18 protein-coding genes and 1 pseudogene are annotated in these 22629 nt (G+C 60.6%); 14 read left to right on the plus strand and 5 right to left on the minus strand.

Translation table 11 applies throughout. The features are described 5' to 3' along the window. The first annotated feature begins 12 nt into the window (after positions 1-12). The 7 genes from J1W56_RS09215 (at position 13) to J1W56_RS09245 (ending at position 6357) form a co-directional block, all read left to right on the plus strand. Positions 13-939 carry an AAA family ATPase gene (locus J1W56_RS09215; protein WP_223612984.1) on the plus strand — a complete coding sequence of 309 codons (927 nt, stop codon included), beginning with the start codon at positions 13-15 and terminating at the stop codon, positions 937-939. Between the two features lies 1 nt (position 940). Continuing rightward, the gene (locus J1W56_RS09220) at positions 941-2197 is read left to right on the plus strand and encodes a vWA domain-containing protein (protein ID WP_223612985.1); all 1257 of its coding nucleotides are present in this window, start codon (positions 941-943) and stop codon (positions 2195-2197) included. Positions 2198-2216: 19 nt separating this feature from the next. Further along, positions 2217-2549 carry an XdhC family protein gene (locus J1W56_RS09225; RefSeq protein ID WP_223612986.1) on the plus strand — a complete coding sequence of 111 codons (333 nt, stop codon included), beginning with the start codon at positions 2217-2219 and terminating at the stop codon, positions 2547-2549. 9 nt (positions 2550-2558) lie between these two features. Further along, entirely contained in the window at positions 2559-3272 is a 714-nt protein-coding gene (locus J1W56_RS09230) for an XdhC family protein (RefSeq protein WP_223612987.1), read from the plus strand. Next, complete coding sequence (locus J1W56_RS09235; RefSeq protein ID WP_223612988.1) at positions 3269-4888, plus strand: NTP transferase domain-containing protein; 1620 nt, start codon at positions 3269-3271, stop codon at positions 4886-4888. Before J1W56_RS09230 ends, J1W56_RS09235 begins: the two co-directional genes overlap by 4 nt. A 15-nt stretch (positions 4889-4903) precedes the next feature. After that, a complete protein-coding gene (locus J1W56_RS09240; RefSeq protein WP_404928113.1) occupies positions 4904-5782 on the plus strand; it encodes an alpha/beta hydrolase family protein in 879 nt (292 codons plus the stop codon). Between the two features lie 128 nt (positions 5783-5910). Beyond that, on the plus strand, positions 5911-6357 hold the full coding sequence (locus J1W56_RS09245; RefSeq protein WP_223612989.1) for a hypothetical protein: 447 nt from the start codon (positions 5911-5913) through the stop codon (positions 6355-6357). Positions 6358-6404: 47 nt separating this feature from the next. Here J1W56_RS09245 and J1W56_RS09250 read toward each other — a convergent pair whose 3' ends face one another. Next, a complete protein-coding gene (locus J1W56_RS09250) occupies positions 6405-7316 on the minus strand; it encodes a diacylglycerol/lipid kinase family protein (protein WP_223612990.1) in 912 nt (303 codons plus the stop codon). A gap of 69 nt (positions 7317-7385) precedes the next feature. Then, positions 7386-8690, minus strand: a complete 1305-nt coding sequence (locus tag J1W56_RS09255; protein WP_223612991.1) for a glucoamylase family protein — start codon at positions 8688-8690, stop codon at positions 7386-7388. 154 nt (positions 8691-8844) lie between these two features. Here J1W56_RS09255 and J1W56_RS09260 point away from each other — a divergent pair, with 154 nt between their 5' ends. From J1W56_RS09260 to J1W56_RS09285, 6 genes are all read left to right on the plus strand, one after another. Continuing rightward, entirely contained in the window at positions 8845-9540 is a 696-nt protein-coding gene (locus J1W56_RS09260) for a fumarylacetoacetate hydrolase family protein (RefSeq protein ID WP_223612992.1), read from the plus strand. A 316-nt stretch (positions 9541-9856) separates the two neighbouring features. Then, on the plus strand, positions 9857-10339 hold the full coding sequence (locus J1W56_RS09265) for a hypothetical protein (RefSeq protein WP_223612993.1): 483 nt from the start codon (positions 9857-9859) through the stop codon (positions 10337-10339). Positions 10340-10636: 297 nt separating this feature from the next. Next, positions 10637-13168 (plus strand): bifunctional lysylphosphatidylglycerol flippase/synthetase MprF, encoded by a 2532-nt coding sequence (gene mprF, locus J1W56_RS09270; protein WP_223612994.1) that lies wholly within the window; start codon positions 10637-10639, stop codon positions 13166-13168. Continuing rightward, a complete protein-coding gene (locus tag J1W56_RS09275) occupies positions 13165-14559 on the plus strand; it encodes a virulence factor family protein (protein WP_223612995.1) in 1395 nt (464 codons plus the stop codon). The genes mprF and J1W56_RS09275 overlap by 4 nt, the downstream gene beginning before the upstream one ends. A 146-nt stretch (positions 14560-14705) precedes the next feature. Then, entirely contained in the window at positions 14706-15590 is an 885-nt protein-coding gene (locus tag J1W56_RS09280; protein WP_223612996.1) for a LysR family transcriptional regulator, read from the plus strand. Positions 15591-15674: 84 nt separating this feature from the next. Beyond that, positions 15675-16838, plus strand: coding sequence for a TDT family transporter (locus tag J1W56_RS09285; RefSeq protein WP_223612997.1), 1164 nt, complete (start codon positions 15675-15677; stop codon positions 16836-16838). Here the strand turns inward: J1W56_RS09285 and J1W56_RS09290 are convergent. Further along, entirely contained in the window at positions 16835-17860 is a 1026-nt protein-coding gene (locus J1W56_RS09290; protein ID WP_223612998.1) for a bile acid:sodium symporter family protein, read from the minus strand. The genes J1W56_RS09285 and J1W56_RS09290 overlap by 4 nt on opposite strands. Before the next feature lie 92 nt (positions 17861-17952). On the opposite strand from J1W56_RS09290, the gene J1W56_RS09295 reads away from it, so the two are divergent. Further along, complete coding sequence (locus J1W56_RS09295) at positions 17953-18813, plus strand: LysR family transcriptional regulator (protein WP_223612999.1); 861 nt, start codon at positions 17953-17955, stop codon at positions 18811-18813. Here the strand turns inward: J1W56_RS09295 and J1W56_RS09300 are convergent. Continuing rightward, positions 18810-20609, minus strand: a pseudogene (locus J1W56_RS09300) (GGDEF domain-containing protein). The gene J1W56_RS09295 and the pseudogene J1W56_RS09300 overlap by 4 nt on opposite strands. Before the next feature lie 147 nt (positions 20610-20756). Then, positions 20757-22550, minus strand: a complete 1794-nt coding sequence (locus J1W56_RS09305) for a chloride channel protein (RefSeq protein ID WP_223613000.1) — start codon at positions 22548-22550, stop codon at positions 20757-20759. Between the last annotated feature and the right edge of the window lie 79 nt (positions 22551-22629).

A 22629-nucleotide genomic window follows, 5' to 3' on the forward strand; every position in this document is an offset into this window, starting at 1 on the left:
AACGGAGATTTCATGGCCGACCAGACTGTTTCATCATTGCCGCAATCGATCGACGCGACGCTGGCACTGCTTGAAACCGGCGGCTATGTGGCGGACCGGGCGCTGGCGACGGTGCTGTTTCTCAGCCTGCGGATGAAACGGCCGCTGTTTCTCGAGGGGGAAGCGGGTGTCGGCAAGACCGAGATCGCCAAGGTTCTTGCGTCGACGCTGGATCGGCCGCTGATCCGCCTGCAATGCTATGAAGGCCTCGATATCTCCTCCGCAGTGTATGAATGGAATTACGCCGCGCAGATGATCGAGATCAGGCTGGATGAGGCGACCGGCATAGCCGATAAGACAGCCATCGAACGCAATGTCTTTTCTGAAAAATTCCTGATCCGGCGGCCGGTTCTGCAGGCGCTTTCGGGCGAACCTGGCCGGGCGCCGGTGTTTCTGATCGATGAGCTGGACCGGACCGATGAGGCCTTCGAGGCTTTTCTGCTGGAGGTTCTGTCGGACTATCAGGTGACGGTGCCCGAACTCGGCACCATTGTCGCCGCTGAGCCGCCGATTGTCATCATCACCACCAACCGCACGCGGGAAATCCACGACGCCCTGAAGCGCCGCTGTCTCTATCACTGGGTGGACTATCCCTCGGCGGAACGGGAGCTGGAAATCGTCCGGCGCAAGGTGCCTGCCGCCAATGAGCGGCTGTCGACGGAAATTGTCCGCTACGTGCAGAAATTGCGCGACATGGACCTTTTCAAGCTGCCCGGCGTCGCCGAAACCATCGACTGGGCGGGTGCCTTGACCGAGATGGACAAGCTGGCGCTCGATCCGGAAACCATCTCCGACACCATCGGTGTGCTGCTCAAATATCAGGACGATATTGCGCGCATCGCAACGGGCGAAGGACGGCGCATTCTCGATGAGGTCAAGGCAGAATTGAACGCGGCTTGACATGGAGACATTCGCTTCTTCCCCGCAAACTCCCCGGCAGGACAGCCGGCTGGCGGACAATATCGTCTATTTTGCCAGGACCCTGCGCAAGGCAGGTTTGCGGGTCGGCCCGGCGGCGGTCAAGGACGCCATCGAGGCGGTGCTTGCCGGCGGCATCGGTTCGCGCGACGATTTTTACTGGACGCTGCACAGCGTGCTTGTCACCAGGCGCGAGGATCACGCCACCTTTGACGAGGCATTCCGGCTGTACTGGCGCTCGCGCGAGCTGATCGAGAAAATGCTGGCGATGTTCTCGCCGGTTGCCGTGGCACGGGAACGGCCGAAGCCGAAGGCGGCGGAAGCGCGTGTTGCCGAAGCGCTGTTCAAGGGTAAGGCCCGCAATGCGCCGCAAGAGCGGCCGCCGGACATCGATATCGATGCGCGTTTCACCTTTTCCGGCAGGGAAGTGCTGCGGTCGAAGGATTTCGCCCAGATGACCGCCGATGAACTGGCGCAGGCGCGGCGTGCCATGGATCAGCTCCGCCTGCCGGTCGATGAAGTGGCGACACGCCGTTTCCGGGCCGATCCGAAGGGCCCACGCATCGATCCCAGGGCGATGATGCGGTCGAGCCTGAAAACCGGCGGCGACCTCATCCTGCCGAAATTCCGGTCGCGGCGGGAAATTCACCCGCCCTTGGTGGTTCTTGCGGATATTTCCGGCTCGATGAGCCAGTATACCCGCATTTTCCTGCATTTCATGCATGCGATGATGGCCAAGCGCCGCCGCGTGCATTGTTTTGTCTTCGGAACGCGCCTCAGCAACATCACCCGCCCGCTGCGTTACCGCGACCCGGACGATGCGATTGCGCACTGCACCGGCGCCGTGCACGACTGGTCGGGCGGAACGCGCATCGGCGAGACGCTGCGTGTGTTCAATCGTCAGTGGTCGCGCCGGGTGCTCGGGCAGGGGGCGGTGGTGCTGCTGATTACCGATGGCCTTGAGCGTGAGGAAACCAGCGGGCTTGAAGCGGAGATGGAACGGCTGGCAAAATCCTGCCGCCGCCTGATCTGGCTGAACCCGCTGCTGCGCTTTGAAGGTTTCGAGCCGCGCGCCCGCGGCGTCAGGGCCATGCTGCCCTATGTCGATGATTTTCGCGCCGTGCACAATCTCGATGCGCTGGAGGATTTGTGCCAGGCGTTGAGCCGCCCATCGGAAAAGCGTGATGATCCCAAGCGCTGGTTGCAAAGTTCTTCCCAGCAACCCAGCTTATACGCATAATGGTGCGGGAGGCATGGCCATGACACAGCAAAGCACAAGTGAACACGATCCGCTGCTCGTCGCCGAGCGCTGGATGTCCGGCGGCCGTGACGTTGCTATTGCCACGGTCATCGAAACATGGGGATCGGCGCCGCGTCCGGTCGGCAGTCACCTTGTCATTGATGAAAAGGGCAATTTTGAAGGCTCGGTTTCCGGCGGCTGTGTCGAGGGTTCGGTGATCGCCGAGGCCATGGACGTGATCACCACCGGCGAACCCCGGCTGCTGGAGTTTGGTGTTGCCGACGAAACGGCCTGGCAGGTCGGGCTTTCCTGCGGCGGCCGCATCAAAGTCTATGTTGAACGGCTTGGCTGAGATTGCATCATGGATCCCTATTGCCTCAAGAAACTGAACATCGAACGCCAGGCCCGCAGGGCGGCGCTGCTGCTGACCGACCTCGGCGACGGCCGCGACCGGGTCATCAGGGAGGGCGATCCCGTCGCCGGACAACTCGGCGAAGTGATCGCGAAGGCATTCCTGTCCGGACAGTCCGGTGTCGCCGCGGTGGACGGCCGGTCGTTCTTTCTCAACGTTCACCTGCCGCCGCCGCGTCTCGTGGTGATCGGTGCCGTGCATATCAGCCAGGCGCTGGCGCCGATGGCACGGCTGGCGGGCTATGACATGGAGATCATCGATCCGCGCACGGCCTTCGCCACGCCGGACCGTTTTCCCGATGTGCGGCTTCTGGCTGAATGGCCGCAGGATGCGCTGAAAGCCCGCCCGCTCGATGCCTACACGGCTGTTGCCGTGGTGACTCACGACCCGAAGATTGACGATTATGCGCTGGAACAGGCCCTGAGGGCCGGATGCTTCTATATCGGTGCGCTCGGCAGCCGCAAAACCCATGCCAAGCGGGTGGAGCGGTTGCAGGCACTCGGCCTGGACGAGCAAAGCATTGCCGCCATCCATGCGCCGATCGGCCTCGACATCGGTGCGGCAAGTCCGGCGGAAATTGCCGTCGCCGTGCTGGCTGAAGTCATCAAGGCCTTCCGGGCACGCCGGTTGCGTACGGCCCAAACACTGGAAAAGACCGCATGATTTTCGGCGATACTCCCCTCGATCAGGCCATCGGCGCCATTCTTGCCCATTCCACCCATGCGGGCGCGGTCAAGCTGAAAAAGGGACATGTCCTGACCGGGGACGATATCGCGCAATTGCGCAGTGCCGGTGTTACCCATGTCACGGCAGCGCGCCTTGATGCCGGTGACGTCGAGGAAAATGCCGCTGCCCGGCAGATAACCGCTGCCCTGCAGTGCTTCGGCATTCAGGCCGGCCCTGCCTCTACCGGACGGGTGAACTGCTACGCGCAGACCGCCGGGCTTTTTACGGTGGACGCCGACCTGATCAATGCGATCAATTCGGTGGATGCATCGGTCACGATAGCCACGCTCAAACCATTCGAGCGGGTAGAGCCGGGGCAGATGGTTGTCACCATCAAGATCATCCCGTTTGCCGTATCGAAGGCCGTTCTCGATGAAATCGCCACGCTTGCACACCAGCGTGATGCTTTTGGTGTTCATGCCTTTTCCGGTGCCCGGGTCGGCCTGATCCAGACGACGCTTGCGTCGGTGAAACCCTCCGTGCTCGACAAGACCATGCGGGTTGTCGATGCGCGCGTGAGCGCCAGCGGCGGGAGCCTGATCGGAGAATTGCGCCCGGTCCACGAGACAGCTGCGCTGGCGGCATCCATCCGGCAGATGCACCGCAACAGCGATATGGTGATCATTTTCGGCGCGTCCGCCGTGGTCGACAGGGATGACGTGGTTCCCGCAGCCATCCGGGATGTGGGGGGCATTGTTCATCATGTCGGCATGCCCGTCGATCCCGGCAACCTGCTGGTGCTGGGCGAACTCGGCGGCAAGCCGGTCATCGGCGCGCCCGGCTGCGCCCGAAGCCCGAAGGAAAATGGATTTGACTGGGTGATCGACCGGCTCCTGGCCGATATTCCGGTCACCAAGGCAGATATTGTCGGCATGGGCGTTGGCGGCCTGCTGATGGAAATTCCGACCCGGCCACAGCCAAGAGACCCCAGGCCGCCGCTGCCAAGGCCGGCGGTCGCCATAGCTGTTCTTGCCGCCGGGCGGTCGAGCCGCATGGGCGGCGCCAACAAATTATTGGCCACGTTCGATGGCGTGCCGCTGATCCGCCGGTCAGCGGAACTGGCAGTCCAGGCCGGAGGCGAGCCGGTGATTGCCGTACTCGGCTACATGGCGCAGGAATGCAGCGCCGCGCTGGACGGGCTGCCCGTGAACATTGTGCTCAACACAGATCATGCCAGCGGGCTTGCCTCGTCATTGCACGCGGCCATCCGTCACGTTCCGGCATCCTCGGACGGCGTCATGATCATGCTCGCGGATATGCCTGCCTTGTCCGCAACCGATCTGCAAACCATGATCCGGCAATTCCAGGGTGTTGGCGGGCAAACGGTCGTCCGCGCAACCTTCAAGGGCAAACGTGGCAATCCCGTCATCCTGCCGCGCTTCCTCTTCGACGAGGTTTTTACGCTGGCCGGCGATGTCGGCGCACGGCATCTGGTGGAGCGTGGCGATATTCCGGTCATTGATGTAGAGCTTGGCGAAGCGGCGGCCATTGACGTCGACACGCCCGATATGCTTCGGCTGGCCGGCGGCACCATCGTGGCAGCGGCACGATAATCAGGGGATTTGCATTTGTTCAGGACTATTTTTCTTGGCGCGCTGGCTGCCATCGGTCTTTCCAGCGCGACATTTGCCGCGCAGCTTGCGCCCTTCAAGGACGACTTGTTTGCCTATCCCGGCATCATGAAGACGGCCGATGGCGGCGACTACACCGTGGTCGATTACAATGAGATGCGCGATATCAATGGCCGCGACGATGTGCCGGAACTGCGGGTCAAACGCCGGTATATCGATCTTGCCGCCAAGCGGATGCAGAAGGATCTGGTGGTGACCACCGCCAGCGGTCCGGTCAAGGTGATGGCTGCCGGGAAAATCGAACCCGGCGCATCCGTGATCACGATCTATCTGCACGGACAGGGCGGCAACCGCCAGCAGGGCATGAACGATTTTACCTTCGGCGGTAATTTCAACCGCATCAAGAACCTGATGGTTCTCAATGACGGGCTCTATCTCACGCCCGATTTCCGCGACTTTGGTGACAAGGGTGTGGCGCAGGTTGCCGGGCTCATTGCCTACTTCAAATCGCAATCGCCGCAGGCAAAGCTGTTCGTCGCCTGCGGTTCCATGGGCGGCTCGCTCTGCTGGGGACTGGCGCAGGATGCGGAAGCAGCGAAAAACATTTCCGGCTTGGTAATGCTGGGTTCCCTGTGGGAGGACAAGTTCATCGGTTCGCCCGCCTACAAGCGGCGCATACCGGTTTTCTTTGGTCACGGCAGCCGCGATCCGGTGTTCGCGATCGACAATCAGGAAGCGTTCTACCAGAAAATACGCAGTACGACGAAAGGTTATCCGGTGCGGTTCGTCCGTTTCGAGACAGGCAACCACGGAACGCCCATCCGCATGTCGGATTGGCGCGGCGTTCTGAACTGGATGCTCACCGTTACACCATAAGGAGCGATCTGGGGATTGTGGCAATAAAGTCCCATTGTGGCGATTGTGCCACTAGACAAATGGGTAAAAGCGAATAGTTTCCGGCCTAAACAGACATCATCCTGCGACGAGACTTTGCGGAGAAAGCCATGCGCCTGCCTACCTCTATTCTAAGCCGGATTGCCCCCCTGGCAGTTCTCATTCCCCTTGCCGCATGTTCCACAACCGGCGAGCCGAGTGCAGGCCCGACATTCGCAACATTCTCTCCGGTCCGCCCGCCCGTCAGTTCGGAACTCGCAGCGCCGTGCATTGCTGCCGCAGCGAGCAAATACGTGCTTTCGGCGAGCAATATCAAGGCCGTCGATGAACGCGCTGTCGGTGGTGGCGTCAACGAAGTCTCCCTGAAAGTCGATATCCGCAATGCGCTGTGCACAGTCACCGACAAGGGCAAAGTCCGCTCCGTCGTCGACACAATGCCGAAAAGCGCCGACCAGGTTGCGGCGGAAGAGGCGGCTGCTGCCAAGAAAGCCGCTGGCGACACGGCCGCTCCAGCCAAGAAGTCGAAGAAGAAGCAGGCGCAACAGCAGGAAGGCTGATTGCCTCCAGCTTTCGTTCAAACGGCGTGGCGAGAGTCACGCCGTTTTCATTTGGGTGAAGGCTCTGCCGGAACCAGCACCCGCAACGCGCCTGCATGCACCTTGATGACGACGTCGCGCTCCAGCGGGATGAGCTCGCCATCTATGGTGGCTCTTTTACGGCCATGAAGATGCGGAAAATGCAGATCGACCTCCCCGGCCAATATCTCGTCCACGTCGTTGTTGTTGCGCCATGACCCCATCAGGACGGTGGCGGCCAATTTGGCGAGGGATGAAAGCGATATCCGGTCGGCGATGTACACGCCAAGCTTCCCCTGATCCAGGCTGTCGGCGATCGGCAGCAAGCCCCGGCCATAGGGGTTGTTGGAGACGGAAATCGCCGAGACTGTCCGCTCGGTTGATGCGCCGTCGATGGTCAGCCGGACGGCAAAGCGGGGCGGCCGCCCTATCACCTTGGCAAATGCCCGCATGCTGGCCAGGCGCTTTCCCCACTGGGAACTGTATTCCAGCGTGTTGCGCAGCTTGATCATCCGCGGTTGAAAGCCGATGGCGAACTGGTGCACGAAAGCGCGCTCATTGGCGGTCGAGATATCGGCTGCGCTAATCACACCGCTGGCGAGGCTCTCGAGCGCCGCATTCAGCTCAAGCGGTATTTTCAGCGACCGGGCGAAAAGGTTCATGGTTCCGGCGGGCAGCACTGCCAGCGGAATTCCGGTCTTCCAGGCGACGGCTGCAGCGGCGGAAATGGTTCCATCGCCGCCACCGGCCATCAGCACGCCGTCCCGATCCCTCGCGGCCGCATTCTCGAGCGCCTTCACGATATCCTTGCCGGCCACAACATCGCTTTGGAAGGCATGCCCGTGCTGTTCGAAGATTTCTTTCGCCTTCAGGGCGAATGCCGCAATGTCGAGGGTGCGAAAGGTGCCGCCATCGCGGTTGAAAACGGCATGAACCTGCATGAATACTCCCCGATGGCTGCCGCGATCCGGCAGAATGTGGCCGGCTGCTCCGCTTGTGGCAATGCACAATCAGCCCAATGGTTCCAAAATTTCCTGCCGGGCAGCGGCGAGATGCGGGCTGGAAAAACCGAGTGTGCGCAACCCGTCCTGAATTTCCGGGGCGCTCATGAACAGGTTCCACAACAGGCCGGTGCGATGGTTCTCGATCATGGCAACCACGGGTCCCTGATCGATACCGAGATAGGTACGGGCAAACCATCCGCTGGTCTGTGAAAACGCATCGACAAAGCCAAAGCGCCCCCATACCTTTGCCTGGGGCAGCTGGAAAAAGTACCGCAAGGCATTCATGGCCTCCTCGGGCAGATAGGGCAGGCTGCAAAGGGCGGCCGTGGGCGCGATCAGGCCGAAATCCGAGGCCGGAGAGCTGACGACATAGCCGGTGGGGCCGTGGCTCGAGGTCAGGCCCCAGCTGTCCGGGCCATAGCCGCGATACCCATGCGGGTTCTCGACGCAGTGCTGGTAATTGATGCGGGCATGGTTGCAGTTCTGCTGCCAGTAATCGGCATAGCGGTCGGAAAGCCCGCGCGGATCGAGGCCGCAGAACGAATAATGGGCGAAGAACAGCGGCCCGCCATAGTCGGGGCCGAGCGGCAGGGTGATACCGTAATAATCCCGCCCGTTGATGAACTGGCTGCCGGTGGCAAAGCCCTCGTGATAGATGTCGGCATCAATGCCGTGCCTGGGGGCACCTGCCGCCAGGACATAGGCGATCAGCGCTTCATTCCAGCCGCGGATCGGTACATTGCGGGCGAAGTGATAGCGGGGGCTGTGATGCCAGTACAGGACCTTTTCGTCATGCTTGAGGTGTGCAGTCCACTCGACGGCGTGCCAGAGATGGTTGATCCGGTCGCGCAGCGCCGTCTCTTCCGGGGCTGGCGCGGCAAAATACTGCCGCACGCAGATCAGACCCTGCAGCAGGAACGCGGTTTCGACCAGATCGCCGCCGTCATCGCGCATGGAAAAGGGGATGGTGGACCCGTCGCCGCCATGGAAGAAATGCGGAAACACGCCGTGATGGCGTTTGGTCTGTTCCAGCGCCGTCAGCATTGTTCCGATCCGGCCGAGGGCCGCTTGCCGCTCGATCCAGCCGCGCTCGGTGGCCACAAGAATGGCCATGAAACCAAACCCGCTCGCCCCTGCGGCAACGAGATCGTTCTTCGGGTCGGCATTTTTACCGGTGCGGTCGCGGGCCAGCCCGCTTCGGGGATGAGCACCATCCCAGAAATACTGGAAGCTCGCATGCTGGACCCGGTCCAGCAACCCCGCGTCATCATCCGTGACGCCTGTTCTTTCATGCACGAATCTTTGATCCATAAAGGCTGAACATTCCTGCTACAGGGCACAATGACGCTGCATTTGCCGGATTGCATTGGACGATTGTCTGACTTCTATACCATGTGTAGCGTGCCAAACAGCTTGCCAAGATCGAATCCGATCACGGTCATCAATCTCAAGTGAAGGGCCCATAATGCCGAACGATCAATTTGTTTTCCAGCCCGTTTCCCAGCCGGTTTTGCATGTGACCGGTTCGGAAAAGCTGTTCCCCGTGCACCGGATTTATTGTGTCGGGCGAAACTACGCCGATCACGCCATCGAAATGGGTCATGATCCGAACCGCGAGCCACCGTTCTTCTTCCAGAAGAATCCGGATGCGCTGGTCACCGGCAATGGCGATTTTCCCTATCCCAGCGGCTCCAGCGATGTTCACTATGAGATGGAAATGGTCATTGCACTGGGGAAGGGCGGAACCGACATCGCCGTCGACAGCGCACTCGATCACGTCTTCGGCTACGCGGTCGGCCTCGATATGACCCGGCGCGACTTGCAGGGGGAAGCCAAGAAACTGGGGCGTCCGTGGGACGTGGCCAAGGCATTCGAGGCTTCTGCACCCTGTTCCGATATTGTTCCGGCTGCAAAAATCGGCCATCCGTCGTCCGGTGCCATCTGGCTCAAGGTGAACGGTCAGGAACGCCAGCGTGGCGATCTCAGGCAGCTGATCTGGAATGTCCCGGAAACCATCGCCTATCTCTCGACATTGTTCACGCTCCAGGCGGGCGACCTGATCTTTTCCGGCACGCCTGCCGGTGTGGGCGCCATCGTCCGCGGCGATGAAATGCATGGCGGCGTCGATGGCATCGGCGAGATTCGGGCGCGGGTCGTCTGATCTCAAGACCCGTTGCGCTGAATTTTGCCAGCGAAGGGAAGTGTTTTCGCGGTGTCAGCAGCGAAAACGTGAAAAATAAATTTTGACGCTGATCTGCGGGGATATCTCGATCAGTTTTATGCGGGTCAGCGTCAAACCGCTCCAAAATGGACCGACAAGCGCTCAAGTTTGACAGTTTTGTGTCTGCGCGTTGATGGTGTTCCGGCTAAACAAATCCGTATAACATTTTTGTTAGAAACGCCCCTGTTGTCTTTGAAATCAAATGGTCTATTGAAGATTCTGATTTCCTCGAACCAGAACTCCAGAGCACCCGTTTATGAACCACCGCATTCTCTTTGGCTCCTATCCGATCCCGCGCTTTGCCGGGATTGCGAGCCATAATTTTGTGGTGTGGACCGACGAGACGGGCAGGCCGCTTTATGAGATCAATGGCGGTGCAGCCAATGCGGACGGCAGTTTCAACTACTGCGCCATTCGCGGCCGGCTGACGGCGGTTGTAACCGACTATTCCAAGCGCGACCTGATCTACTGCCCCGAGTTCTATGTGCGCCCGACATCGCGCACCACACTGCTGCTCGAAGGAAATTATACGGCCATCGCCACAAAATGGCGTGCAGCGGTGGATGTGGCGTCGCGCATCCGCGCATCCGGTCTGGGCTATTCATTCCTGATCCAGAACAGCAACTCGGTGGCAACGGCCATTGCCGAAGGGATGGGGCTTGCTCCGCCATCCGCAGCTGTCGGAAGAGTACGGGCTCCGGGATCGTACCGCCACCTTGCACTGGATCAAGCGGCCTAGCGCAGCAAATCCGACTCCCAGTAGCGCAATTCATCAGAATGCAATAACTAGCACACAATAGTGCACTCGATTTTGGCCCGGCCAAAATCGAGCGTTCCTGTTGTGGCATACTGCCGCCATTATTACATAGCTTATCACGCCTGGCCAAAGTCATGGGGATTTTGGCGCTCTTGGAAAGACGACGCATTGATTTCTGACCCCGCCACGTCTCCGGTTCATAGCAACGAGAAAGCGCTGCAGAGAATTAACGCGCGCTCGCAGCTCAAATTGCCGTGGGGAAAACGGACGAAATCGGCGATGTTCGCCTTCTTCGGCGTCGGCGTGGCTGTCCTCAGCCTGCTGGTCCTGACGCATTTGTCGAGCGAGATTTCGTTCAAGGCCGTCAAGCATTCGATCCATGCGATACCGAACAGCACATTGCTGCTGGCGCTGTTCTTTACCTTTGTCAGTTTTGCCGCGGTCGCGCTCTATGACGTGGTGGCGGTGGAAACCATCGCGCCCAAGCGTGTGCCCTATTATATCTCCGCCATGGCCGGCGGCGCCGGATATGCCATTTCCAACGCGCTCGGATTCTCGCTGCTGACCGGCGGCGCGCTGCGTTACCGGGTCTATGCCGCCGAAGGCATCAACGTGGCCGATATCGGCCGGATCATCGGCACGTCATGGCTGGCGATCTGGTTTGCCTTCACCATCATGATTGCCGTTGCGCTGGTGATCGATCCCACGCGCATTCCCTGGATTGTGTCGTTCGGTCCGGTACTCGACCAGGTGATTGGTGCGTCCGTTCTTCTCGCGGTGGCGGTACTGCTCTACTGGCTGTCACGCCGGGAGCGCACGCTGCGTATCGGCCGTGTTTCCGTGCGCCTGCCATCGTCGCAGGGCGCCATGCTGCAGATCATTGCGGGATTGATCGACGTGGCCGCAGCGGCAGCAACCCTCTATGTCCTGATGCCCCACGGGGCCGTGCCCAGTATCGCCGCCTTTGCGCTGATCTATGTGGTGGCCGTGGCCCTCGGCATCATCAGCCATGCGCCGGGCGGTATCGGCGCGTTTGAAGCCACGATGATTGCCGGTCTGGGGATTGGCACAAATCCCGACGCCATTGCTGCGTTGCTGGCGTACCGGGCGATCTATACCCTCATTCCGTTCCTTGTCGCCATCATCGGCTTCGTCATCTCGGAAATACTGCGCCGCCGTCACCTTATTGCCGGGCCGACCATGCTGGCCGTGCGGGTGTTCGAAACGCTGATACCGCCGCTTTCCGCCGGTATCGCCTTTCTCGGCGGTATTGTCCTTCTGATTTCCTCGGTCACGCCGGACTTCACCCGCCGCCTGGAGGTCCTGTCCGATTTCGTGCCGATGCCGTTCCTGGAAATGTCGCATCTCGGTGCGAGCTTCGTCGGTCTGGCGCTGCTCATCGTGGCGCGGGGACTGGCGCGGCGGCTCTGGCGCGCCTGGGTGATGGCCGTTGTTCTCTTCAGCCTTGGAGCGGTCTTCTCCCTGGCAAAGGGGCTCGATTGGGAAGAAGCACTGGCCCTGACCCTGATGGCAGGCGTCCTCCTGCTGTTCGGCGATTCCTTTTACCGCAAGCCGATGGGGGAAAGCTTCAAGCTGACCTGGGGCTGGCTCGCCAGTATCGGCACGACGGCATTCGCGGTGCTATGGCTCGGCTTCTTCGCCTATCGCCATGTGGAATATGCCAACCAGCTCTGGTGGGAATTTGCCTGGGATGCGCAGGCATCCCGCTTCCTGCGCGGCAGCGTGCTGCTGCTGACCCTGCTGGCGGCGATCACCATCAACACCGTGATCAATGGCGTCGGGCGCGGTAAATTGCGTGCGCAACCCATTCCGGAAGAGGTGCCCGATCTGGTGGCGCAGTCACCGCGCGCCTCCGATGCGCTGGCACTTCTGGGCGACAAACGGTTTTTGATGGATGGCAAGGGGCGTGGCTTCGTGATGTTCGCCCGCTCCGGTGGCAGCCTGGTATCGATGGGCGAACCGGTTGGCGGGGATGACGGGGTCGTCGGGGGGCTTGCCTGGGCATTTCGCGACATGGCGGACCGCACCGGCGCCCGTACCGTCTTCTATGGCGTTGGACCGGAACGCCTGCCATTGTTCCTCGACATGGGCCTGACGGCGCTCAAGCTGGGCGAAGTTGCGCGCGTCGAACTGCGCGATTTTTCGCTGGAGGGTTCAAAACGCCAGCCGCTGCGCTATGCGGCGAGACGGCTGGAAAAGGAAGGCATTTCCTTTGAAATCCTGCCCAAGGAGCAGACGCCGGCGGTCATGGACGAATTGCGCGAGGTGTCCGATGCCTGGCTGGAAATGAAATCAGGTTCCGAAAAGCGTTTCTCGCTCGGCTCGTTCGAAGTGGCGTATCTCTCGCATTTCGACATTGCGGTCCTGCGCAAGGACGGCGCGATCGTCGCCTTTGCCAATGTCTGGCGCGGCGCGGGGCAGAAGGAAATTGCTGTTGACCTGATGCGGCACCGGCCCGATGCGTCGAGCGTCATCATGGATGGCCTGTTTGCCAATCTGCTGATGGCGGCGAAGGCAGAGGGCTATGAGTGGTTCAATCTTGGTGCGGCTCCCTTGTCCGGCCTTTCCGACAGCCATCTTGCGTCCCGCTGGAACCGCATCGGTTCGTTCATCTACCGGCGCGGTGCTGAATTTTATCGATTTGACGGATTGCGCGCGTTCAAGGATAAGTTCGGTCCGAAATGGACACCCTATTATCTGATTTGCCCCCCAGGCCTTGCCACACCACGTTCCCTGATCGATGCAACAAATTTGGTGAGCGGCAGCCCCTTCGAGGTCTTTAAACGATGAAATTTCTACGCAGGCCTTATCTGTATCTTGTTGCTGCGCTTGTGATCATCAGCATCATTCTTTCCGTCACCTATCGCTATGTGCCAAGGCTTGCTTTCTGGACATCCGGACGCATTCTGGTCACGTCCGAACGCCTCAGCGAAGTCCCGCTGCTGCAGCCGAGCATGAAACCAACCGGTATTGCCATCCTCGTGTCGCAGACCGGCGGTATCCGTGCCGATGACGAGGCGCTGTCCAAGCTGCTGCTTGATCGCGGTTTCCTCGTCCTGATGGTCGATCTGGAAAGATGGCGTCAGCAACTCAATCAGGATACGGGCGAATGCACCTATTTCGTCTCCGATCTTGAGGGCCTTGCGAAGGAAGCTCAGCGCATGATTTCTCTTGATACCTATATGCATCCTGTGATGATCGGCATTGGTGAAGGCGGCGTGATGTCCTACGCGTCGGTCGCCAATTCACCGGCAGCAACCCTTGCGGGGGCTGTCGCGCTCGACCCGACCGTTGCGCTCAACACCAAGCTGCCATCCTGTGAAGGTGCGGATTTCGAGCCCGTGGCCGGACAGGGCTACAGCTATTCCTATGATGCCGACCTGCCCAATCCGGCGGTCATCGTGCGGGAAAAGGCCGATCCGGCACCGTCCGGCCCGCCGACCCCCGGCTATTTCAAGGCGCAGGAGAAGCTGGCCGCAGGCAAGCCTGAGCGCATGCAGATGGCGGCCGATGCGGCGGTGGAAATTGCCAAGGAAGATGCCTCGGCCGATACCTTGCCGATCGTCGATATTCCGAGCAGCAACGGCCCGGCGAAATATCTGGCCGTGTTCTTCTCGGGCGATGGCGGCTGGCGTGATATCGACAAATCCGTCGGCGATATCATCGCCAAGGAGGGTGTCCACGTCGTCGGCGTCGATTCCCTGCGCTACTACTGGTCGGTGCGCAAGCCGGAAGACATCGCCAAGGATATCGGCCGCATCATCAAGAAGGCCGATCCGACAGGCAAGCTGCCCGTGGTCCTTCTCGGCTATTCCTTCGGGGCCAACACCGTACCCTTCGCCTGGCCCTTCATTCCCGAGCACCTGCAGCAGCGCATCGCCATGGTCGGTCTGATCGGCACGGAGGAAACCACGCCGTTCCAGGTTTCGGTCGGCGCGTGGCTCGGTCTTGGCGGCGACAACGAGGTGGCACCCGCCGTTGCCAAACTGCCGCCGGCAAAGGTGCTGTGCGTCTATGGCACGCAGGAGGACGACACCGCCTGCAACGACCCGTCGCTCAGCACGGTGCAAAAGATACAGCTGCAGGGCGATCATCATTACGATGAAAAATATGACACCCTGGCTGCCAAGCTGATGGAAGCCATTGCGTCCCGCGTGCAGGCACAGCCTGCGGCGCAGTAATAGGCGGGCCGGGCTGGACGAAACAGGGGCTGCACGGTGTGCGGCCCCTTTGTTCTGTCTGCCGCGCGGAAATTTAGGCCCCGCGCGGCTTGGCAATATGTGTAATCTGGCAAAGCTGTTGCCGAATCCTTGCTGAGAGACTGTTTATGACGCTGGACCAGTTGCGCATCTTCATCGCGGTTGCCGAGCGCGAGCATATCACCCATGCGGCGGCGGCTCTCAACATGACGCAGTCGGCGGTGAGTGCAGCCATCACCGCGCTTGAGACCAGACATGGCGTCACCCTGTTCGACCGGATCGGACGTTCCATCGTTCTCAACCAGACCGGGCGTGTGTTTCTGAAGGAAGCTGTCGCCGTGGTCGCGCGGGCCAAGGCCGCCGAAACCGCATTGACCGATCTGGCCGGTCTGATGCACGGTGAGCTCTCGATCATGGCAAGTCAGACGATTGCCGGCTATTGGCTGCCGGACATGCTGGCCGCCTACAGGAAACTTTATCCCGGCATTACGCTCGATATCCGCATCGGCAACACCCGGCAGGTTGCGGCGGCTGTGGAAGCGGGCGAGGCGGAACTGGGGCTGGTGGAAGGCAAGGTCGAGCATGCGCTGCTGTCGACCAGGGTCGTGGCGACGGATGACATGGTGATCGTGGTTGCTGCCGGTCAGCCCTGGGCCGCGCACCGCACTGTCGACGCGAGGGATTTCCGCGATGTCGCGTGGGTGCTGCGCGAAAAGGGCTCCGGCACCCGCTCGGCTTTTGAACAGTTGCTTGGCGCAGTGAACATGGACGTGACCATGCTTGATATCGCCATGGTGCTGCCGGGCAACGAGGCGGTGATCGGAGCTGTCGAGGCCGGCGTGGGAGCGACGCTGATATCGCGCAGTGTTGCCTCATCCAAGCTTCGCGCCAGACTGTTGCGGGAAGTTGTCTATCCGACCATGCCGCGGCCGTTCTATCTCCTGCATCACCGCGAGCGCTATCGCAGCAAGGCGGCGGATGCCTTTGTTTCCCTTGCGGAAGCGCGGGTATAGGCAATCATTCGATTTAGTCGATTGGTTTGACAAGTTTAATGCGTTGGAATTGATGAGTTGGCGCTTGCTAAGGATGTTCTGCCAATGACGCAGAGATTCATCATGACCACGCTTGACACCTCAACACGCTCCGTTCCCCGTTCGATTGCGCCCAAAAGACTGGGTATTGTCCGTCAGTTCACGCCCAACTGGTTTGCAACGACGATGGGGACGGGCATTCTTTCCATTGCCTTGGGGCAATTCCCCGGCCAAGCTGCGGTGTTCGCCCTGGGGGAAGCGCTGTGGCTGGGCAATATGCTGCTCTTCGCCGCCTGCAGCCTGGCCTATGTCACGCGTTGGCTCCGCTATCGCCAAGAGGCGAAGCGGGTGTTCGATCATCCCGTCATGTCGATGTTCTTCGGCTGCATTCCCATGGGGCTTGCGACCATCGTCAACGGTTTCCTGGTCTTCGGTATTGCCCGGCTGGGTGAAAGTGCCGTTGCCATCGCCTATGCGCTCTGGTGGCTTGACGTGGTCCTTTCCGTCGGAATCGGTCTTGCCATACCGTTCATGATGTTCACCCGGCAATCCCACGCGATGGAGCAGATGACATCCGTCTGGCTTCTGCCGGTGGTTGCCTGCGAAGTTGCGGCGGTCAGTGGCGGCTTGCTCCTGCCGCATATTGCCGATGCCTCAACGCAGCTCTCCGTCCTTCTTGCCAGCTATGTGCTCTGGGCCCTGTCCGTGCCGCTGGCGATGTGCATTCTCGTTGTGCTGTTCCTGCGCATGGCGCTGCACAAGCTGCCGGCGCCGAACATGGCCGCATCGAGCTGGCTTGCTCTCGGACCGATCGGGACCGGCGCGCTCGGCATGTTCGTGCTCAGCGCCAATGCACCCGACATCCTCACCGCCCATGGATTGGGCGCTGTCGCCACCGCTGTCTCCGGCGCGAGCCTGCTTGCCGGCGTGATCCTCTGGGGCTACGGCCTGTGGTGGCTGGCCATGGCCGCGATGATCACCATCCGGTATTTCCATGACGGCATTCCGTTCAACATGGGCTGGTGGGGCTACACATTCCCGCTCGGTGTCTATGCCGTGGCGACCCTGCGCCTGAGCCATATTTTCCCGGTTGCCAGCATTGGCCTGTTTGCGGAAGTACTGGTGATCACCCTTGCCATGGTCTGGCTCGTGGTCAGCGCGCGCACGCTCCGCGGTATCTGGCTCGGTCAGGTGTTTGCCGATCAGAGCCTGGAAACCCGCGCTGCCTAACCGGCAGCGCTGGTTGCAGCCTTTTTATCCCTGGCGGATTGGACCAATGCCTCGGATGCCTGCTTCTTGCGGGCATCCGCATAGCGCTGGGCAATGACGGCACAGGCCATCAGCTGGATCTGGTGAAAGAGCATCAGCGGCAGCACGATGCTGCCGATGTTCTGTCCGGCGAAGATCACCGTGGCGATGGGCACGCCGCTGGCAAGGCTTTTCTTCGAACCGCAGAAGGTGATGGCGATCTCGTCCTCCTTGGAGAAACCCAGCCAGCGGCTGCCATACATGGTCGTGAGCAGCACAAGTGCCAGAAGCACGATGTTGACGGCAATGACCACGCCGAGATCGCGCAGCGACATGGTCTTCCACAGGCCTTCATTCACCGACTCGCTGAAGGCGAGATAGACCACCATCAGAATGGAGCCGCGATCCACCGGCATCAGGATTTTCTTCTTGCTGCGGATGAAATCGCCGATCCATGGCTGCAGCACCTGTCCGAGGATGAAGGGCGCCAGCAATTGCAGCAGAATGGATTGCAGCGCATCCAGCGAGAACCCGGCGTGACCGCTCGCGGAAAACAGCACGCCGGCCAGAAGCGGCGTCAGGAACATGCCGAAAATATTCGAGGCGGATGCCGAGCAGATGGCGGCCGGTACATTGCCGCCGGCAATTGATGTAAAGGCGATGGACGACTGCACCGTCGAAGGCAGCACGCACAGAAACAGGATGCCCGTGTAGAAGGCAGGCGGCAGGATTGTCGGCACAAGCACACCGGCAGCCAGGCCGAAAATCGGGAACAGCACGAAGGTGGCCGCGAGAATCGTCAGATGCAGCTTCCAGTGCAGAAACCCGGCAATGACCACATCCCGCGACAGGCGCGCGCCATGCAGGAAGAACAGAAGCCCGATGGCCACTTTTGTCGCCAGACCGAAATAACCGGCGGCGACGCCGCTGACAGGGAAAAACGATGCCAGCACGACGGTCGCAACAAGCATCAGGGTGAAATTGTCAGGCAGGAAACGGGACATGGCTGTTATTCCGGTACGATAGATTTGCGGCAGCATCCACTATCATGATATAGGATGCAAGGAATAACACTTATCATGATTCAGGATTTCAAATGCTTGATCTCATGCAATTGCGCAGTTTCGTCGCCCTGGAGCAGATGGGCAGCTTTTCCATGGCGGCGAAAAAGCTGGGGCTGGGGCAGTCCACGGTCAGCCAGCACATCCAAAGGTTGGAGACGCAGCTTGGCCGTAGTCTGGTGCAGCGCGATACGCATCGTCTTGCCCTGACGCCGGATGGCGAGGCGCTGCTTGCCCATGCGCGGACCATGCTGACGATCAATGGCGAAGTGCAGGCGCTTTTCGCCGAAAACAGCTTGCGCGGCCATCTGCGCCTTGGCGTCTCCGAGGATTTCGTCACCAGCCGTCTGCCTGACGTGCTGGAGGATTTCGGCCGGGCGCACCCGTCCGTCGACCTGGAACTCACGGTATCCTTGAGCGGTGTCCTCTATGAAATGCTGGACCGGGGCGAGATCGACCTGGTCCTGGCCAAGCGCCGCCTTGGCGATCCGCGTGGCGAGCTGGTCTATCGCGAGCCGCTGGTCTGGCTGGCGCGCGATCCGGCGCGTCTTGGCGGAAAGCAGAAGGCGCTGCCGCTGATCGCCTTTCCGCCGCCGAGCATCACCCGCCGCGTTGCGCTGGAAACCCTGGAAAAGCACCAGATTCCCTGGCGCATCGTCTGCACCTGCGGCAGCCTCAGCGGGCTGATTGCGGCAGCGAGAGCCGGCATGGGCGTTCTGGTGCAACCGCGCAGCATGGTTCCGGCAGGCTTGCAGGAGCTTCCCGCGGGCCGGCTGCCCACACTCGAGGACGTGGAATTCGTGCTGGTTCCGCGCAAGGGCGCCGACGGTGAACTGATCGCGGCGCTGTCGAAGGAAATCCTGTCGAATGTCCGCAATTTCCAGAATGCCAGTTAAACTTCCGTCAGATTGCTGAACACCAGTCCCGACGGATTGGCCTTGGCTGAAGCCTTGATCGCCGCGATGGATGCGCTGACCCGATTGACATCCGCATGCATGAGGCCTTCGGCGATCTCCAGCACGGCAATGCTGCAGCGCATGAGCGGGAAGTGGCGCTCGCCGCCGGATCGGTCGTGGGCGCGGATCGCACCGGCGGCGCGGTCTTCCGGCGTATAGAGATCAAGCACATTGGTCTGGAAATCGCCCAAGAGCGCGGTCAACCGTTCCTCGATTTCCGCCCGGCTGCCGCCGCTCATGCCGATGAAGAAGTCGTCGCCGCCGACATGGCCGAGGAACTTGTCTTCCCCGACAAAATGATGGCGGAGCAGTGAGGCAAACAGGCCAATGGCCAGATCGCCCTTCTGGAAGCCGTAATGGTCGTTGAACGGCTTGAAATTGTCGAAGTCGCAATAGCAGAAGAAGCGGGTCACCGAACTGTCCCGCATGATATCCTGCACGTAGTCGCGGATGGACCGGTTGCCCGGCAGGCCGGTCAGCGGGTTCTGGTCCTGTGCCGTTTTGAGCTGTTTCTCGTTGATGATTTTCAGCAGGGACGAGGCGGAGAGGACACCGGCATAGCGCAGGTTCTCGGTAAGGATCACGCAGTCGCTGCCGTCGATCCCGGCGAAAATCTTGAGCATCTGCTCGGCGGGCGTATCGAGATCAGCGATCGGGGTGCCCGTCACGAAGTGCGAGATGCCGCGCTGATAAATGCGGTTCTTCAGGAGATCGCGGCCGAAGGGATGCTAGATCATCGCCTTGACGTGGTATTCGTGCAAAACACCGCGCGGCTCGTCATTGGCGCTGAGCACCGGAAAAAAGCTCTGCTGGGGGTTTTTGCGGAAAAGCTCGAAGACATTGTCGAGATCGTCGTTCTCGCGCACGGCGGGAAGGCGCTGCACCTGCGCCCGGATGAGAATGCTGTCGAGCGTCGTGGTTTGGCGGCGCCCGCTACCTGCCTGTTCCAGGTGGGGATAGATATCCTGCAGCTCGCCGACATTGGTGGTGGGGCGCGCGATGTAATATCCCTGGACGAGATCGCAGCCGAGTTCGCGGCAGACAATGTATTCCGCTTCGGTCTCGACGCCTTCGGCAATCACCCGGGCGCCCAGCATATGCCCCATCTGCACAATCTGCTTGACGATGTGGCGTTTGCGCGGGCTGGCATCGAGGCCCGAGATGAAGTGGCGGTCGATCTTCACATAGTCGGTCGGATAGTCGCAAAGCAGTTTCAGCCCGTTGAACCCAACGCCGAAATCATCGATGGCAAGCTTGAAGCCGCCATGGCGCAGCTTGTTGATCAGCGCGGTGAACGCCGCATCCTTGGTGTTGTCGAAGCGCTCGGACAGTTCGAAACAGATGGAGGAGGGACGAATGCCGGCCTTGATCAGCTGCTGGGCAAGGCGCTCGATGAAATTGGTGCCCAGGCTGATCAGGCGTGCATCGATATTGATGAACAGCATGCGGTGGGTGAAACCGGGCAGGCCGGAAAACCCGGCAAAGGCCCGGCCATTGATCATCTGTTCCAGCTCGGCCAGCTGGCCGACATCATGCGCCTTGTCGAGCAGTTCGGGCGGCGAACCGAAACCCAGCCGGTCAAACCCGCGCATAAGCGATTCATAGCCGAAGGTCGCTCCCGTTGCCGCCTCGACGATGGGCTGGAAAGCGGTTTCTATGGCCAGCTTGGCGAGGGTCACGAGCTGATCGTCACCAAAACGGCGCAGGACCAGCATTTCGGCAGGTTGGAAGGACATGAGCTACTCCGGCATGGATGCAAATTGCCGCCGGATAATTTCCGCTTATCCTTGAATATTCCGTTTCTGCCAGATGACAGTTTTATGAAGTTTGCTACAGGTATCGGGCCGGGGCGTGCCGGTGGTGGTTTCAGCGCGTTTCCGGCCTCACAGTTCACCCGAAATCTCGCGCCGCCGCTGGTCGAGTTCTTCGCTGTAGCGGCGCAGCGTATGGCTTTCCGTAAGAAGCCCGACCACGTTGCGCTCGATGAGATTGTCGATGACGGCCAGCGCTTCGCTTTCCGTCTTGTCGAAGATGCCGACCGCCTGCTTGGCATTCATCTGCGGGTGCAGATAATCGCTCTGGTATTTCATCAGGCTGCCGATTTCCTGGGTACGGGCCGATTCATCGACGATTTCCGAATGGGCTTCGGGTACGAGAACAATACCGGCATATTTGCCCGCATCGTCGAGAACCACGACGCGCTGGGTGGAGCCGAGGGGGAAATCGTGGCGGAAATCGGCGATGGTCATATGCGTCGATGCGGTGCGCACATCCCGGCGCATCAGACGGTCGACGGTGAGATTGCGGATCCAGCCGACATCGTGTGCGCTGCGGATGCTTTCCCCGCGCAGATGAAAGCGCCACGTGGCGAAGGAATAGCCAAAGGTGTTGCGCACGGTCAGCGATGCGGTGATGACGGCGGCCAGAACCAGCGCGGTGATCGGAAAATCCCCGGTGATTTCCAGAGCCAGGAAGGTCATGGTCAGCGGTCCGCCAATGACGGCGACAGCAAGGGAACTCATGCCGACCACGGCGTAGATCACCGGTGTCAGCGTGGCATGGGCGAAAATGAAGGGAGCGGAATAGGCGAATATCTTGCCGAGCAATGCCCCCATGAACAGCGATGCGAAAAACAGACCGCCGCGAAAGCCAGAGCCGATGGACACTGCCGAGGCCGTCGATTTGAGCAGGAGGATGCCAAGCAGCGAGGCAATGGTTGCGGTATGATCGAGATTGAGGTGCAGGGCGCCATGGCCGCCGGACAGCACCTGCGGCGAAACCAGTGCGAGCGCACCCACGACAGCTCCGCCGATCGCCGGACGGATCGATGATGGAACCGAGCTTTTGCGGGCGAGTTCCTCGACAAAGGAGACGCCCTTCATCAGCAGGATGCCTGCACCGGCACAGAGGATGCCGAGCAGCAGGGCCGGCACATAATCGGCGGTGACGACAGTGCCGAAACTGCCGACGTCAATCATGAAATCGCTGCCGACAAGGGCGCGCGCGACAATGGTGGAGACAAGGGCGGACACGACAACCGGCGCAAGGCTGGTGATGGTGTAGGAACCGATGATCAGCTCGAAGGCGTAGAACGATCCGGTCAGCGGTGCGTTGAAAGCCGCTGAAATGGCGCCCGCTGCGCCGCATCCAACGAGAATGCGCAGTTCAGCCCGGCGCAACTGCAGCGACAGGCCAAGTTTCGAGGCCAGGCCCGATGCCAGCTGGGTATAGCCGGCCTCCAATCCCACGGATGCGCCGAAACCATTGGAAATGACATTCTGCACCGCGACAATGATGCTGTCGTTGAGGGAAAGGCGGCCGCCATGCAACGCGTTGGCTTCGATGGGATCGACCATGGGACGCTTGCGCCAGCGGGCCAGGATCAGCACCAGAATTCCGAGCAGAATGCCACCGGCGAGTGGAGCGGAAAAAACGATCATCTGATCCAGCGCGCTCATGGAACTCAGGCGCTCGCCTTCTTCGATCTTGAAAATGAGCTGATGCATTTCCTGGGTGATCAGGCTCATGCCAGTGACCACGACACCCGCAACCAGACCGATCAGCGCAGCGGCCAGAACAAGCCCGAGCTCGCTGCCGCGCGCAAAGGCCCGGAGCCGGCTGGGTGCCAGAAGAATGGAAAGGACACCGAGGCGGCGAATGTTGAATTTTCGGAGCATTTTAGACTGCAGGGACGAGGAAAGTTGCCCGTGCAGGTTTATACCCAAGGCGCTGCCACGTCAAAACAAGAGGCACGCC

It is taken from the genome of Phyllobacterium calauticae, assembly GCF_019991125.1.
GTDB classification, from domain to species: Bacteria; Pseudomonadota; Alphaproteobacteria; order Rhizobiales; family Rhizobiaceae; genus Phyllobacterium; species Phyllobacterium calauticae.